Annotated in this window: 12 protein-coding genes; 2 read left to right on the top strand and 10 right to left on the bottom strand. The window is 65.3% G+C overall.

Annotated elements, in window-relative coordinates; genetic code table 11:
- Positions 1 to 7 precede the first annotated feature (7 nt).
- From FV242_RS10025 to FV242_RS10000, 6 genes are all read right to left on the bottom strand, one after another.
- Positions 8 to 784, bottom strand: a complete 777-nt coding sequence (locus FV242_RS10025) for an enoyl-CoA hydratase/isomerase family protein (protein ID WP_187278387.1) — start codon at positions 782 to 784, stop codon at positions 8 to 10.
- 154 nt (positions 785 to 938) lie between these two features.
- Positions 939 to 2,090, bottom strand: coding sequence for an ABC transporter ATP-binding protein (locus FV242_RS10020; protein ID WP_187278386.1), 1,152 nt, complete (start codon positions 2,088 to 2,090; stop codon positions 939 to 941).
- Positions 2,091 to 2,111: 21 nt separating this feature from the next.
- A complete protein-coding gene (locus FV242_RS10015) occupies positions 2,112 to 3,827 on the bottom strand; it encodes an iron ABC transporter permease (RefSeq protein WP_147938815.1) in 1,716 nt (571 codons plus the stop codon).
- A complete protein-coding gene (locus FV242_RS10010; RefSeq protein ID WP_187278385.1) occupies positions 3,828 to 4,904 on the bottom strand; it encodes an ABC transporter substrate-binding protein in 1,077 nt (358 codons plus the stop codon).
- A gap of 73 nt (positions 4,905 to 4,977) precedes the next feature.
- Positions 4,978 to 6,123, bottom strand: coding sequence for an acyl-CoA dehydrogenase family protein (locus FV242_RS10005; protein WP_147938813.1), 1,146 nt, complete (start codon positions 6,121 to 6,123; stop codon positions 4,978 to 4,980).
- Between the two features lie 120 nt (positions 6,124 to 6,243).
- Positions 6,244 to 7,887, bottom strand: coding sequence for an FAD-binding protein (locus FV242_RS10000; protein WP_147938812.1), 1,644 nt, complete (start codon positions 7,885 to 7,887; stop codon positions 6,244 to 6,246).
- 107 nt (positions 7,888 to 7,994) lie between these two features.
- Between FV242_RS10000 and gcvA the strand changes: the two genes are divergently transcribed.
- On the top strand, positions 7,995 to 8,912 hold the full coding sequence (gcvA, locus tag FV242_RS09995) for a transcriptional regulator GcvA (protein ID WP_306440293.1): 918 nt from the start codon (positions 7,995 to 7,997) through the stop codon (positions 8,910 to 8,912).
- Positions 8,913 to 9,229: 317 nt separating this feature from the next.
- Here gcvA and FV242_RS09990 read toward each other — a convergent pair whose 3' ends face one another.
- The gene (locus tag FV242_RS09990) at positions 9,230 to 9,481 is read right to left on the bottom strand and encodes a helix-turn-helix domain-containing protein (RefSeq protein ID WP_147938810.1); all 252 of its coding nucleotides are present in this window, start codon (positions 9,479 to 9,481) and stop codon (positions 9,230 to 9,232) included.
- A 132-nt stretch (positions 9,482 to 9,613) separates the two neighbouring features.
- On the opposite strand from FV242_RS09990, the gene FV242_RS09985 reads away from it, so the two are divergent.
- On the top strand, positions 9,614 to 10,777 hold the full coding sequence (locus tag FV242_RS09985) for a hypothetical protein (RefSeq protein WP_147938809.1): 1,164 nt from the start codon (positions 9,614 to 9,616) through the stop codon (positions 10,775 to 10,777).
- 74 nt (positions 10,778 to 10,851) lie between these two features.
- On the opposite strand, the gene terL is transcribed toward FV242_RS09985, so the two are convergent.
- The 3 genes from terL to FV242_RS09970 are packed head-to-tail and all read right to left on the bottom strand — an operon-like array spanning position 10,852 to position 14,144.
- Positions 10,852 to 12,378, bottom strand: a complete 1,527-nt coding sequence (terL, locus tag FV242_RS09980) for a phage terminase large subunit (protein WP_147938808.1) — start codon at positions 12,376 to 12,378, stop codon at positions 10,852 to 10,854.
- Positions 12,375 to 12,848 carry a DUF5681 domain-containing protein gene (locus tag FV242_RS09975; protein WP_147938807.1) on the bottom strand — a complete coding sequence of 158 codons (474 nt, stop codon included), beginning with the start codon at positions 12,846 to 12,848 and terminating at the stop codon, positions 12,375 to 12,377. The genes terL and FV242_RS09975 overlap by 4 nt, the downstream gene beginning before the upstream one ends.
- A gap of 9 nt (positions 12,849 to 12,857) precedes the next feature.
- The gene (locus FV242_RS09970) at positions 12,858 to 14,144 is read right to left on the bottom strand and encodes a DNA modification methylase (protein WP_187278384.1); all 1,287 of its coding nucleotides are present in this window, start codon (positions 14,142 to 14,144) and stop codon (positions 12,858 to 12,860) included.
- Positions 14,145 to 14,742: the final 598 nt, after the last annotated feature.

Here is a 14,742-nt window from a genome sequence, read left to right as displayed (position 1 = left end):
GCGGTCTTCAGCGTCCGGTGAAGACCGCCCGGCGCTTCTCGAAGTGCGCTCGCATGCCCTCGGCGTAGTCCTGCGTCGCATCGAGCGGACGGCGCAGAGTTTGATCGAGCGCGGCCGCGTCGGGCAGCGACAGGGAGAGGCCGTCGTTGATCGACCGCTTGAGCGCCGCTAGCGCGAGGGGGCTCGTCGCCTCCATCTCGGCGATCCAAGCGAGCGCGGTGCCGCTCAGCCGCTCGCGCGGCACGACGCGCTGCACGATACCCAGCCGCTCCGCCTCCTGCGCATCGAAGTTACGCGCCGTGAAGAGGAGGTCCTTGGCGCGTGCAGCCCCAACGAGCCGCGTGAGCGTCACGGGACCGCCGCTGCCGGGATAGGCACCGAGTCGCATCTCCGGAAACCCGAAGCGCGCATCCTCAGCGGCGATGCGCAGGTCGCAGGCCAGCGCGAGTTCGAGCCCCCCACCGAGGCACCAGCCGAAGACCGCAGCAACAACTGGTTTCGAGGACCGCCAGATCTCCTCGCCGAGGGCAAGCAGAGCCTGGCTTTGTGCCCCTTTACCCGTCTGCGAGAGCTTGGTGCGCTCCTTCAGATCGGTTCCAGCCGAGAACGCTTGGTCGCCCGCACCTGTGATGACGATGCCGCGGACGTCGCGGATGTTCTCGGCGGTGCGCACCGCCTCGCGCAGGGCGGCGACGAGCTCGTTGGAGAGGGCGTTGCGTACCTCGGGCCGATTCATCGTCAGGACGAGGGCGCTGCCATGCCGCTCGGCGTCGAGCACCGTCATACCGCCCCTCCCGTCGATCCTCGGCATGTCCAGTCCGGCATACCACGATACCCTCTGCAATCGTGTCCGCTCCCCGCACCGACGGACCATCCGATCTCACGTGCCCGGCGGCCACGACGGACGGACGCGCGGGCCCGTCTGGGGCATCTACGCGTCAAGTCTCGAGGAGCCGCACGCGATCGGCCGGGATGTGCATGCCGACGTCCTGGCCTTCCTCGAACAACTCATTGGGCAGCGCGTGCACGCGCAACGCCCCGCCCGGCCAGGCAAGCGTGTAGTCCACCGTGTCGCCCAGAAGGGCGCGGCGCGTCACCCGGGCCGGCCACCGGTTCGGTCCGGGTCGATGCTCGCGCGTGAGTTGCGGATACACCGCGTGCACCGCCGCGAGCCGCTCGTTGGAGAGCGCCGCGTCGGTTAGGGGCCTCTCGCAGGTGAGATCCGCCTCGCCGGCCCGGCACTGGAGTGAGCCGTCCTCGTTATGCGCCACCACGTGCACTGGCAGGATGTTGGCAGCGCCGATAAAGTCGGCCACGAAGCGCGTGCGCGGCCGATCATAGACGTCGAGGGGTGCTCCCTCCTGCTCAATGCGCCCCTCGCGCATCACGATGATGCGATCGGAGATTGCCATGGCCTCCTCCTGGTCGTGCGTCACGTAGGTCGTCGTCACTGATGTCTTGCGCTGCAGTTCCTTGATCTCATCGCGCATCTGGACGCGCAGGACGGCGTCGAGGTTCGAGAGCGGCTCGTCCAGGAGGATGGCCTTTGGCTCGAACGCGTAGGCGCGGGCCAGCGCCACGCGCTGCTGCTGGCCGCCGCTCAGCGCGGTGGCCGGCCGATCGATCATGGCGTCCATCCCGACCATCGCGAGGGCGTGGCGCACGCGGCGGCGCAACTCCTCGCCCCGCACGCCCCTAAGCTTCAGACCGAACGCCACGTTCTCCATGACGCTCATGTGCGGCCAGATCGCGTAGGACTGGAACACCATTGAGAGCCGTCGCTTGTTGGGCGGGACGTTGATGCGCTGGGTGGACGAGAAGACCGTGCGCCCGTCGACGACGATTTCGCCTGCCTGCGGAGTCTCCAATCCGGCGATGCAGCGCAGCACCGTCGACTTCCCGCATCCCGACGGCCCGAGAAGTGACAGGTGTGAGCTTGTGGGGACGGCGAGAGAGAGGTCGTGCACGACGGTCCGACCCTCGTAGCCGGCGACGAGGTTTCGGACCTCGATGAAGCTCGCGGCGCCGCGTCGCCCTTCCGCAGCTGTCCATTGCGTCGAAGCGTCCGCCACCACGTCTTCGTATGCCATGTCTTCGGCCCCTCTCATCGGCTAACCCCGGGCGAGGGCGGCGGTCCCGCGCCCGACGAGCATCATCGTCAGCAGCACGATGCAACTCTGGACGAGGATCAGCGCGCTCACTTGCGGTAGCCCCCCGGATTCCCAGAAATTGAGGACTGCCGGTCCGAGCACCTGGATGCCGCCCGACACGAGGAAGATCGATGCGCTGACCTCGCCGATTGAGACCATGAACAGCAACGCCCACGTGCTGATCATCCCCGGGCGCAGCAGCGGCAGCGTGATCGACCACAGTACGCGAACGCGGCCTGCGCCGAAGACCTGGGCGGCCTCGTCGAGTGCCTTGTCCACTTGCACGACGACGCCGCTCATCGCCCGATATCCGAGCGGTAAGAAGATAACGAGGTAGCCGAGCAGCAGCGCGAATAGAGTTCCGTAGATCTTGAATGGCAGGAGTAGGATCATCCATAGAAATCCGAACGCGAAGATCAGCCGCGGAAAGGCCTGCGGCAGCATAATCACCTGCTCGAGGATGCGCCCGGCGCGGTTGTTGGCGCGGTGGACGATGATGGCGAGCATCGTGGATAGGAATACGCCGATCGTCCCAGTGGCGACACCAAGAATGATGCTGTTGACGATCGCCTGACGTGTCGTCGGTAGGTCGAGGATAACGTACGCGTAGTTGGCGAGCGTCCAGTTGGACGAATCGAAGCGCAGGTCGGAAGTGGTCTGCAAAGAGGCGATCAGCAGAGTGCCGAGGGGGAGGACCAGCGACAGGAACACGTAGAGGCAGACGATGCCGGTTAGTAGAGGCGTCCATCCCCGCACGTCGATCGGCTGCGGCCGGTAGGTCTTGCCCGTGACGACGACGTATGACCGGCCGCGCAGAACTCGGGCGTAGAGCCAGACCGAGAGGGCCGTGAAGGCGATGAGCAGCAGCCCCAGGGCGCTCGCCAACGGCAGGTTGGGCGGATAGCCCTGGAACAGGACGTAGATCGCGGTCGTCACCACGTAGAAGCGCGATTTGGCACCTAGGATCGCGGGGATCGCGAACGCCGCCATGGTGGCAGAGAACACGAAGACCGCAGCGCTCAGGATAGCTGGCATCATCAGGGGCAAGCTGATGCTGAGTGCCGTGCGCCAGTGGTTCGCCCCGATCACAGACGCGCATTCCTCCAGGGCTGGGTTCATCCGGTCCATCGCGGCGCCGACCATCAGGAAGACGACGGGCGCCTCGACGAGAGCCAGCACGAACACGATCCCGCCGAGCGACGTGATATCGATGAGCGGTCCCGACATGCCCGTGAGGCTCACGTAGGCTTTATTGATCAGGCCACCGTCCGGCGCGGCGAGCTCGACCCAGGCCAAGGCACCGACGAGGGGTCCGAGCGGGTAGGGGATCGTGATCAGGATTCGAAAGAGCCCGGCTGCCGGCAGCCGGGTCCGGTTCACGATCCATGCGAGCGTCACGCCGATCGCCACGCACAGCACCGTGGCACAGGCCGACATCGCTAGCGAATGCCAGATCCAGTCGAGGTGCTCGAAGATCTCGAGGATGGGCCCGAACCCGTATTCCGTAACCGGCAGCGCCTCGGGATCGCCGACGTTGAAAGCGTTCGTTATGATCAGCGCGCTCGGCACGCCGAGTAGGCTAGCCAGCACGAGAAGCGGGACTGCGATCTCGAGGGACAGTCCGGGGCGTGCGACGGGCGCCGTCACGACGGGTTGAGCCAGAGCGGAAGTGCGCATTCACATCCCCGTGACGCTGTTCCAGAGCTTCACGAACTCGGCGTGCCGCGCAGGCGACGCATAGTCCTTGAAGTCTGTCGGCAGCAGGATCTTGACTCCCTCGAGCGTCGGCACGTCGGGGATCATGACGTCCCTGCGGGTCGAGGACGAGCCTTGGATGCGGTTCCAGGTCGTCTGACCCTCTCGGGACAGAAAGTAGTCGATGAAGACTTTCGAAGCGTTCGGCCGCTGAGTCGCAACGATGATGCCGACTACCTCACTCTGGGCCGGCGAACCCTCCGGGGGATAGACGATCTCGATGGTTTGACCTAGCCGCTTGGCCTTCACGTACTGGTAGTTGCTGACTTTACCTCCGATTTTGAGATTGCCGTTCTGGATATCCGAGAGGATCTGCGTGGAAGAGGCGTACGCCCGGGGTTTGATTTGAGCGAGTTTTGTCCAGTAATCCTTCGGCAGGACATCCTTAAGCAGATACCACCACGTGTACTGAGTGCCAGCCGACGAGTTCTGAAAGCCGACCTGTTGCGACCAACGCGGATCGAGGAGGTCCATCCACGTCTTCGGCGCGATGGCCGGATCGACGTACCGGGGATCGTACAAAATCGATCCGACGTTGATGAAGTACGTCGTCCAGTAACCGACCGGATCGCTCCTGAGATTGGGTGCGTAAGCGTCCATCTCCGGCGAGACGTAGGCAAGTAATTGCTTGCGCTGCCGTAGCACATCCATGAGTCCGGGATCGGAGCACATGTACGCGTCGACCTCGCTGGCACCAGTGCGCAGTTCAGCCTGAAGCTTCGGCATCGCCGAGCCCGGGAGCGCGCGCTGCTGGAGCGCTTGAATGCCAGACTTTTCAGTGAACGCGCGCAGGAAATTGACGACGTCGTTCTCCTGGTCGCTGTGCATCACCACGAGTGTGCCCTCCTTCCTGGCCTGAGCCAGATCGGGGGGGGCGTCGGCCGCTTCTGCCGGCGCACTCGCGACGAACGGTGCCGCGAGTCCGGCCGCCGCGAGCCCTGCAAGCAGACCTCGCCTGTCAGGATTGAACGCGGCTGGTCGCCGCACGCTGAAGCGCATCGAACCTATCCTCCCTGCTCGTCTAAGGTGCTGGCCCGGGTCATTCATCGCCCGAGCCTACACACCCGGCGGATCAAACGAATGCATTCAAGCCGGTCAAAGCCCGTCCGATGATCAGCCGATTGATCTGCGTGGTGCCGTCTGGGATGGTCAGCATCCGCGCGTTCCGGAAATGCCGTTCTAGTGGGAATTCCTTGGTGAGGCCGAAGGCGCCATGAACCTGGATGGCGTCGGAGGTGATCCGCTGCGCCGCCTCGGTCGCGAAGACCTTCGCCATCGCGGCCTCGGTGTCGCACCGCCGTCCTGCGGCCATCAGCGCCAGCGCGCGGTAAACGAGGAGGCGGGCCGCGTCGAGGTCCGTCGCCATCTTCGCTAGCATGTCCTGGACGAGCTGGAAGCCACCGATCTTCCGGCCGAACTGCTCGCGCTCGCCCGCGTAGCTGAGGCTCGCATCCAGCGCCGCCCGCGCGATGCCGAGCGCCAGCGTGGACACGAAGCAGCGCGAGCGCTCGAAGCCCTTCATGGTCTCGGCGAGCCCGCCCCCGATCCGACCGAGCACGTAGTCTTCGCTAACGACGGTATCCTCGAGGACGACCTGGCCCATCGACCACCCGTTGAGGCCGAGCTTGGGGATCTCGCGGGTGGTGAAGACGTGCTCCCTGCGGTCGAGCAAAAACAGGGTCAGCTCGTCCTCGCTGGTCCGCGCGAGCAGGAGCACGAGATCGGCGACCGTCGCGTTCGACGTCCAGATCTTCTCGCCGCTGATCCGGAAGTGGCGGCCGTCGCGGACCGCCTTGGTCCGCACGCCGCGCGCGTTCGATCCGCAGCCCGGCTCACTGATTGCCGAGCAGCCGATGAGCGTTCCGGACGTCAGCCCTGGCAGGTAGCGCGCCTTTAACGTGGGTGACCCGACCTGTTGCAACTTCAGTGACGCGCCCTCGGTGACCCACGCGAGCCCCGCCACGTCCGGGGACCAACGCGCCAACTCCTCAAAGAGCAGGCCGCTCGAGACGAAGTCGAGGCCCGCCCCGCCCTCGTCCTCGGACACCCATCCGTTGCCGACGCCGAACCGCGTGGTCAGAGCGAGCAGCTCGCGCGCGACCTCGTTCGAGTACGCCGCATCGTGATTGCGCCGCGCGAGGGGGGCTAGGTCGCGCTCTAGGAAACGCCGCCACGCGTCGAGGCCCAGACGCTGCTCTTCACTCAGCTCAAAATCCATCGGGTTGACCTCCCGCGTACCGGGGATTGCAGAAGTTTACGTCGAACATGCTGATGTCGCGATCTTAAGAGAAAGTAGAGTTCAAACGATTGCATGGCCTCGTCACACGGACCGCCTCTCTCAGTGGAGCGGAATGTACTCGACCTCCGGCACAAGATGCGGCCCAGCGCGAAAGCCGATGTGGCGCAGCCAGACTGCGTCGTTCTGCTCGGGATGATCGGTCCGCTGATGGGCCCCGCGGCTTTCGGTGCGCAGCAGAGCGGCCTCGACGATGGTCTGGGCGGTCTGGATCATGTCGCGCGCCTCGATGGCCCGGACGGCAGCGGTGAGATCTGGTATCGCGAGGGGCCCCTCGATATCGCGCGCGAACCCGCGCAGGGCCGTGAGGCCGGCCGCGAGGGTCGCCTCCCGGCGCCAGATCGCGGCGGCGGACGAGACCGACCGGCACACCGCGGCTTTCGCCTCGACGGGATCAATGTCGCCACGCTGTCCGCTCAAGGCGCGAAGCTGTTCGATCGCCCCGCGCAGGGCCAGCGCGCGGCTCGACCGCTCAGCGGGCAGGAGACCCGCCGCCGCGCCGCGCCCGGCGACGGCGCCGAGGACGATGGTGTCGGAGCAGCCGTTGCCGGCGATGCGGCTCGCCCCGTGCAATCCGCCGACCGCCTCGCCGCCCGCGTAGAGGCCCGGCACCCCGCACGACCCAGTCTCGTCGATGAAGATCCCACCCATCTGGCTGTGGGCCGCGGGGCGGACCCGCGGACCCTGCTCGCGCGGGTCAAGGCCGGCGGCGCGTAGGCGGCGGCAATGCGAGACGTAGCTCTCGAGCTGCGCCGGCGGCACTGGGCGGGTGTCGAACAGAACCGTGCCGTCCGGGAAGCCGCGGCCGGCGTCGATTTCGGTCTGGATGCACAGCGACATGCGCGCCTTCTCGATGTGGCGCTCGCCGTGCTCGGGGTTGTACCTGAACATGAAGCGCTCGCCCTGCGCGTTCAGCAGGTGCGCGCCCGCCCCCAGCATCGCGGTCGGCATCTCCATGCCCGCACACCCGACGGGGTGCACCGTGACGACCGGCTCGAACTGGACGAACTCCATATCGATCAACCGTGCGCCCGCCTGCAAGGCCAGGCCGTAGGCGCCCGCCGAAACGTCCGCTGGATAGGTGCTGTCGTCGAATAGGCGACCTATGCCGCCCGCGGCCAGGACCACGGCCCGCGCGTGCACGGCCGTCAGATTCTGCTTCTGTGGATGCCACAGCAGTGCGCCTGTCACGGTCGCCCCGTGCCGGAGCAGCGTTAGCGCCTTCCATCCCGAGAGCGTCCGGATTCCGTCGCGCTGTACCTGACGAGCCAGCGCGTCGATGATCGCTCGGCCGGTACCCTCGGCGACATACACCGAGCGGGCGACTCGATTCCCCGAGAGGTGCCGCAGTTGCACGCGATCCCCATCACGCGCGAAGGACACACCGAGTTCGCAAAGCTCGCGAAACCCGCTCGTCGCCTCCTCGGCGACGAGACTCACCAAGCGGCGATCGTTCAGTCCGCACCCACCCCTGACCATGTCCTCGGCGTAGATGGCCGGCGTATCGCCCGCGTCGGAATCGAGCGGCACGTTGCAGCCGATCACGTAGGGGGACGCGCCCCGGGCTGGGTAGGCAATCGTGACCGCGGCACCCTGTTTGTGCGCGGCCAGCGCGGCCCGATGGCCGGCCATTCCGCCACCGAGGACGAGGACGTCTGTCTCGATCTGATCGATGTCCTCGTCCATCAACGTGGCGCCCCCCTCCGCGCGGTTCCCGCGTCGTCCGTTTCAGCCTGAAGCAGCTACCGACGGAGGGCAAACGATACTATCTTATGTGCTCATGACTTCTGCTCATGGCTACGGTGGGGATGACCTGGACACTGCCCTCTCTCTCCGCGCTGCGCGTGTTCGAAGCCGCGGGACGCCACATGAGTTTCACGCGCGCCGCGATGGAGCTCCACATCACCCAAAGCGCGGTGAGCCGGCAGATCCGCACGCTCGAAGATCACCTCGGCGTGCATCTGTTCGAGCGTTCCGCGCGCGGTATCGCGCTCACGCTCGCCGGCGAAGCCTACCTCAGGGACATCCGCGGTTCCCTAAACCGCATCCAAGAGGCGACGCTCAAGCTGCTGACGGAGCCGATGGGCGGCATGCTGAATGTCGCCACGCCCCCAGCCTTCGGGATGAGATGGCTGATCCCGCGGCTCGACCGCTTCCGCCGTGCCAATTCCGACATCCTCATCACGCTCGTGACACGGAGCAGCATCTTCGATTTCGCTCAAGAGAGGCTAGATGCGGCGATCCATTACGGACACAATGACTGGCCTGGTGTGACATCCGAGCCTTTGGTCGGCTCTCAAGTTGTCCTCATCGCGGCTCCACGGTACCTGTATAGTATCGGTGGAATTGATGACCCTTCTGATCTAGCGCGCGCTACCCTGCTTCAGCACATTCGCAAGCCTGATAGTTGGCGCCTCTTGCTGGAGGCGATCGCCGCGCAGCATGTAAATGCTTGGGCCGGTCCGCGCTTCGAACACTTCTACATGATCATTCAGGCGGCCATCGCCGGCCTCGGGATTGGCCTAGTTCCTCGTGTAATAGCAGCGGACGATATCGAAGCCGGTCAACTCGTTGTTCCATTCGAGACCGAATATGTTAGTGATCAGAACTATTGCCTCGTTTACCCAGATAGCAAAGCTAACGACGTGCGGTTGAACCGTTTTCGAAGCTGGCTCGCTGAGGAGGCTCAGACGTATAATCTATGTATTTGATTTTTTGGCACAAATTGACAACGAAGGCATTCTCTCGGCAATAAGGGCTGGCCGATTTCTACTGTCCCGAGGAGGATACCACCTCCAATGTCGTTCGGACGTCCGCGGTAATGTGCGTCCTGTCAATTGGTAGCTATCTCATCGTAGCTGCAAGACTAAGCTGCATCTTAGGGAGCATGAGGTAAGGTCCGCTCTGGATCGAGGGCGGCTGGAGCAGCAGCGTCCGCTTCTCCCGCGCACTGCTCCGATGCAGACCGGCTGCTTTCGGCCAACTCTGGACGTGAGCGGCAGTCGGAACATCGCGCGATGCCAGCGGACTATGGCTGCGCGTCGAAGCCTTCGAGCATCCGCGCGAACAACGCGATCGGATCGGCCTCGACGGCCCGAGCGATCGCGAGGAACTCGATAAGATCGAGCCGCCGCTCGCCGCCCTCGTACTTCGCCACAAAGGATTGCGGTGCGCCGAGGCGGTGAGCCACCTCCTGCTGGGTCAGGCCGACACGATGGCGTTCCTGCTTGAGCAACGCAACCATATGAGCGTGCTCGGATGTGTGGAGTGTCTTGCGCATGCGCCCGGTCCGGAGCGCTGCGGGCATCTGACGATTTTCGGATAATCCCAGTTCGGGATATTTCGCTGGACTACCCCGCCGACTGGAGCGACACCGGCCGCAAGAGAGCGTAGCCAGCAGTAGGATCGAGCGATGAACACCGGAACCGGCGTCTTCGTACTGCGCGATGCACAGACGCTCGTCGCCATGCAGGCGGCGAGCTTCGCGACAGAGGACGACTTTCAGCGGCTGCTGGCGTCCTTCCCGGAGCTTCTCGCGGGCGACCAGATCGACACCGAGGTGCCGCGCCGCTTCATGCTGGTAGCGCGCGAGAAGGGCATCGCGGCCGAGGAAGGCGGGGCGGACCGCTGGTCGCTCGACCACCTGTTCCTCGACCAGGACGGCATACCGACGCTCGTGGAGGTCAAACGCGGCACCGACACCCGAATCCGACGCGAGGTCGTCGGCCAGATGCTCGATTACGCCGCGAACTCGGTCCTGCACTGGCCGCTGGACACCTTGAGAGCCCAATTCGGGGCGCGATGCGAGGCGGAGAGCCGAGATGCCGGCGAGGTGCTGCGGGACCTTATCGGACCGGATGCCGAACCGGAGGCTTTTTGGGAGGCCGTGCGAACCAACCTTCAGGCCGGTCGGGTGCGGCTTCTATTCGTCGCCGACCGCGTGCCACCGGAGCTCCGGCGCGTCGTGGAGTTCCTCAACCGGCAGATGCAGCCGGCCGAGGTGCTGGCGGTCGAGCTTCGCCAGTACGAGGGACAGGGGCTGAAGACGCTTGTGCCGATTGTGCTCGGTCGGTCGGAGATCACGAAGGATCGCAAGGGCTCCTCGAGCCGCGCCGCGCAGCCGAAGCGAACCTGGGACGAGGTAACTATCATGGGGGAGATCGCAGCCCTCGGTGACGATGCGGTCCTGGAAGCCGCTCGCGCGATCCTGGCCTGGATCCATCGCCGCGCCGACCGCATCGCCTTCAACACGAACCCGAGCTTCGGCGCGCTCGGGGCGGTGTTCGAGGTTAACGGCGTCGAGATCTCTGCGCTGCGGGTCTTCACCGACGGGACCATGGCGGTTTACTTCGAATACATGCTGGGAAAGCCGGTGTTCGACGCCCTCCCCTTGCGTCAGGCGCTCCTCGACAGGCTGAACGCCATCCCGGGCATTCGGCTGCCGCCGGACGCCGTGTCGAAGCGCAAGACGATCCCGCTCGCCGGTTTGTCCACCGACGCGATCGCGGCGTTCCTCGCGGCGATGGACTGGTTCGTGGACACTCTCCGCGCCGGATCTAGCCCGGCGGGGGACTGAGCATACGCCCGCACCTGCTCGCGAGGAATACGCCCGGGACTGCCCTTCCGGGCCGCTGAGCGATCCTGGTGCGATCAGCCCAGCTGCGGCGGCCCATCGAACGCCCTGGATCCAGACCGGCCAAGATGCCGATCGGGCGCCGCTTCGTCCTCCGCCAAGGCGCGGCGTTCGATCGTTCTCCGCGTCGGGTTGCGGCGCTGCATCGGCTGGAGGCTCGCGGTTTTCGTGACCAGATAATCGAGGGCCTGGGAAGTCGCGTCGACCTGATCGTCGCTCCGACCGAACGGAAACGCTAACAGCTCGCTGACGTAGTCGTGGGTCCAAGGCTCCGACGCGGGTATCCACACCTGCCCAGCCTCGAACCGTGCGCTCTGCGCAAGAAGCCGGGCACGTTTGTCGTAGCGGGGCCGCCGCAGGTGAACCCGTACGCTGCTCGTGCGCCGGATGTCCTGCTGCAGGCTGCGGCCCAGTTCCGTGTCCTCGATCAGGGTCTCATCAGGACGCCAGGCGCGGACGGTCTCGAGGATCTTGCTGCGCAGCTCCGGCGTTTCCCACCGGCCTCGGACCAACTCCAGCAGATAGTAGTTCTCCCCGTCCCAGCCCCAGAGCATGCCGACCGAGTAGCTGCTGGTCGCGTCCAGCGTCGAGGCCGTGTCCCAGCTCGCAACGAAGTACTTGAGAACCGCAGCGTCGGGCTCGCGATCGAAGTACTTCAGCCATTCGCGGCGGATGACGTTGCCGTCCGGGGGCACGGGGTCCTGGAGGTACATCGCCGCGAAGGTCATCGAGCCGACGGCGCGCCGCATCTCCTCCAGCGCCTCACGCGGTTCACGCTTGGCATCCAGCACCTCGCCGGCCCGGCGATGATAGATGTCGTGCTCGTGCGATCCGATCCGATAACGCGCCGCTTCTGACGCGATCGCCGGCAAGACCAGCCGGTCCCAGTCACCGCTCCGCTGCACCTGACCGATGAGGTCGTCTTCGTGCAGCCGCTGCGAGATCAAGACGATCGCACCCTTGCGTTTGTCGTTGAGGCGGGTGCGATGCGCAGTGTTCCAAAGCCCCATCTCTCTGCGCCGGACGGCTTCCGAGAAGGTCGCATCCGGGCTCATCGCGTCGTCGCCGATGATGAGATCCGCGCCGCGTCCGAGCACCGGCCCCGAGATCGACACCCCGAAGCGGTAGCCACGCTCGGTCGTGATCGTCTCGAGCTTACGATCCCCGCCCCGCTTGATCCGGAACGCTGGGAACGCTTCCTGGAACCATGTGCTGGCGACGATCGCCCGGAAGGCCGCCGCATGTGTCTGGGCGAGGTCGGCGGAATACGAGGTGCAGATGATGCGCAGCCGCGGATCGCGGCCGAGCCGCCAGGCGGTGAACGCGACCGTGACGATGAGCGACTTGCCCGATCGCGGCGGCACGTTGATGATCAACCGCTTGCGTTCGCCGGTCTCAATCCCGCGCAGGGCGTGAGCGATGGCATGGAGGTGCCAATTGTCGACGAACGAGGTGCCTGGCTCGAGCGTGGCAAAGCAGCGCTCGTAGAACACCATGAAGTCGGTGCGCAGGGCATGGCGATAGAGGCGCTGAACCTGGGTCATGCCGCGCCCTCGTCCGAGAGATCGGCATCAGCTTCGTCGTCCGGTGCGATCCCTAAATCCGCCGCCTCGTCTGGAGACGAGCGCCCATGCGCACGCCGCGCGATCAGACGATCTAACGCCGCCTGATCCTCGAGACTGAGCGTATCGTCTATCGCTGAGTCAGGTCGGCTCGCCCGCCGCTCCCGCCGGCGCCTGTCCAGTTCTTTGGCCGCGGAGACGTTGCCCGCCAGGACCTCCTTGTACAGCGCGAGATCGACGGTCTCGTCACGGGTCAGCCGCTGCCGCTTGCCAGCGACCTGCACGACGACGATCTCGTCTAGAAAGTCGCCCTTCGGCTTGGGTTTGCCCTTGCGGCCCCACGGATTGCCGACTTGGTTCGGTTTGAAGCGATGCCGCTGCGGCGGACAACCGTAGCCGACACGTGTGGCCTCAACGGGGGGCGGCTCCCCGCGCTTGCGATCCCTGGGCATGGGACAGCCTCACGTGCGCCGCGAGCGCGGCGGCAGCACGATGCCCCGCTGCTCGGCCATCTCGGCAAACGTCAGACCAGTCTCAGCATGGCGCGCCGGTACGCGCGTGCAGCGCTCCATCCTGCGCACAGCGAGATCGACGTAGAACGGATCGATGTCGAGACCGTAGCCGCGCCGCTTCGCGCGATGCGCCGCGACCAGGGTGGTGCCGCTACCGGAAAAGGCGTCGAGCACGATGTCGCCACGCCGGGATACGTCCAAGATCGCGTCCTGGATCATCGCCACGTTCTTCGGCGTCACATGCTCCAGGCCATCAGGGTCGCCTGCCCGGGCGAAGCCGTTCGCACCGGGATAGCTCCACACATTCGAGCGATTGCGGCCGTAACGGCCGAGCTCGACGTTGTTGATGTGCGGTGCCGTGCCCTTCTTCCAGATGAAACACAACTCGTGGCCGGAGCGCCAGAGGGAGCCCATACCGGGATTGGTCTTGGCCCAGACCGCGAGATTGAGGAGCTGCTGGTAGATTGCATGACCGGCCGCCAGCATCTCCTGCATGTGCCGCCAGTCCATGAACTGGAGCGAGAGCGAGCCGTCCTCGGCATGCTTCCAGAGCAGCTCGAACACGGCGTGCAGGAACGCCGTGAACTCTGGGACACTCATCTCGCCGGAGGCCATGGCGAACTCGCGGGCGCCGACGCGACCGGTGACATGTCCGGCGACCGGGACGTTGTAGGGCGGATCGCACAGGACTAGGTTCGCGAGCACGCCGGCCATGAGCGCGGGAAGGCTCACCTCGCTCAGGACGTCGAGGCAGCCGAGCCGGTGACCGCCGTCGAAGGTCCAGATATCGCCGAGCTGAGAAATCGCCTGCTTCAGCGGCTCCGGCAAAGCATCGTCAGGATTGTCCTCGGGGGCGTTGAGGATCACATCGAGCTCGGCCGAGCTGAACGCGGTGAAGCTGACGAGGTCGATGTCGAAGTCGGCGAGGAAGGCGAGCTCGTCCTTCAGCGCGCTCGGATCCCAGCTCGACAGCTCCGGCAGCTTGTTGAGGGCGATGCGCAGGGCGCGGGCTTGCGCGTCCGAGAGGTCGGCCAACGCGATGGTCGGGACCGTTGCGAGGCCGAGCTCTAGGGCTGCGGCGAGGATCTGATGACCGGCGATGACGCGGCGATCGGCGTCGATCAGGATCGGCTGGACGATGCCCCAGCGCTTCATGCTCTGGAGCAGGTGCTCGCGGTGGCGAGGCTGGTACTTGCGCAGTTGCGCCCGTGCGACGACGAGCTCGCCTGGCGGCATATTGACGATGGCGTGAGATCGCTGGGCCGAGCTCTGCTGAACCGGCGTTCGCCTGCGGATCCGGGTCGGCGGCGGTTCGACCGAGGGGATGAGGTGCGGTTCGGTAGGCGTAGCTGGAGACATGACGCCGGTCCAATCGAGTCAGCATGGGCCAACAGTCACCTTTCCCCACGCACGATCTTGGTGCGGCGAGGCGTAGAGAACCGAAGGCAGCCAATGCTCGAACCCGATGCGGATGATCCGCGACGCGTCGTGCTTCTGCGTACGATAGAATTCGCCGGATCGCTTGCCGCGGTCAATCAAAAAATGATGCGATTGGAATTGGTACGTGGTCGGAGTCGCATCTCTGTCGCCGGAACTCCGTTTCGACTCCCATTTCGCGCTGCATCAAATTCGCATTTCGCACGCGCTCAGCAGAGACCGGTTCGAGCCTGACTGCGTCCACCGCCACTCATGTGGCTTAAGTTACTGTTATAGCTCTCAAATATGGAACGGCTGAGGTAGCCAGCCCACTTTATGCCCCACATTTCATAACGGCTTTTACCGGACGTAGTTGGACAATGGCCTCACGCGCGCGAGGGCGAAACTCGCTACAAGG

Origin of the sequence: Methylobacterium sp. WL64 (assembly GCF_008039945.1) — a bacterium.
Lineage (GTDB): Bacteria > Pseudomonadota > Alphaproteobacteria > Rhizobiales > Beijerinckiaceae > Methylobacterium.
The sequence above is the reverse complement of the archived record's forward strand: the minus strand, read 5'-3'. Positions and strand labels throughout refer to the sequence as shown.

Coding starts and splice junctions, on each gene's coding strand:
- FV242_RS10025 (WP_187278387.1), bottom strand. CDS start 784: ATGACGGTGCTCGACGCCGAGCGGCATGGCAGCGCCCTCGTCCTGACG.
- FV242_RS10020 (WP_187278386.1), bottom strand. CDS start 2,090: ATGGCATACGAAGACGTGGTGGCGGACGCTTCGACGCAATGGACAGCT.
- FV242_RS10015 (WP_147938815.1), bottom strand. CDS start 3,827: ATGCGCACTTCCGCTCTGGCTCAACCCGTCGTGACGGCGCCCGTCGCA.
- FV242_RS10010 (WP_187278385.1), bottom strand. CDS start 4,904: ATGCGCTTCAGCGTGCGGCGACCAGCCGCGTTCAATCCTGACAGGCGA.
- FV242_RS10005 (WP_147938813.1), bottom strand. CDS start 6,123: ATGGATTTTGAGCTGAGTGAAGAGCAGCGTCTGGGCCTCGACGCGTGG.
- FV242_RS10000 (WP_147938812.1), bottom strand. CDS start 7,887: ATGGACGAGGACATCGATCAGATCGAGACAGACGTCCTCGTCCTCGGT.
- gcvA (WP_306440293.1), top strand. CDS start 7,995: ATGGCTACGGTGGGGATGACCTGGACACTGCCCTCTCTCTCCGCGCTG.
- FV242_RS09990 (WP_147938810.1), bottom strand. CDS start 9,481: ATGCGCAAGACACTCCACACATCCGAGCACGCTCATATGGTTGCGTTG.
- FV242_RS09985 (WP_147938809.1), top strand. CDS start 9,614: ATGAACACCGGAACCGGCGTCTTCGTACTGCGCGATGCACAGACGCTC.
- terL (WP_147938808.1), bottom strand. CDS start 12,378: ATGACCCAGGTTCAGCGCCTCTATCGCCATGCCCTGCGCACCGACTTC.
- FV242_RS09975 (WP_147938807.1), bottom strand. CDS start 12,848: ATGCCCAGGGATCGCAAGCGCGGGGAGCCGCCCCCCGTTGAGGCCACA.
- FV242_RS09970 (WP_187278384.1), bottom strand. CDS start 14,144: ATGCCGCCAGGCGAGCTCGTCGTCGCACGGGCGCAACTGCGCAAGTAC.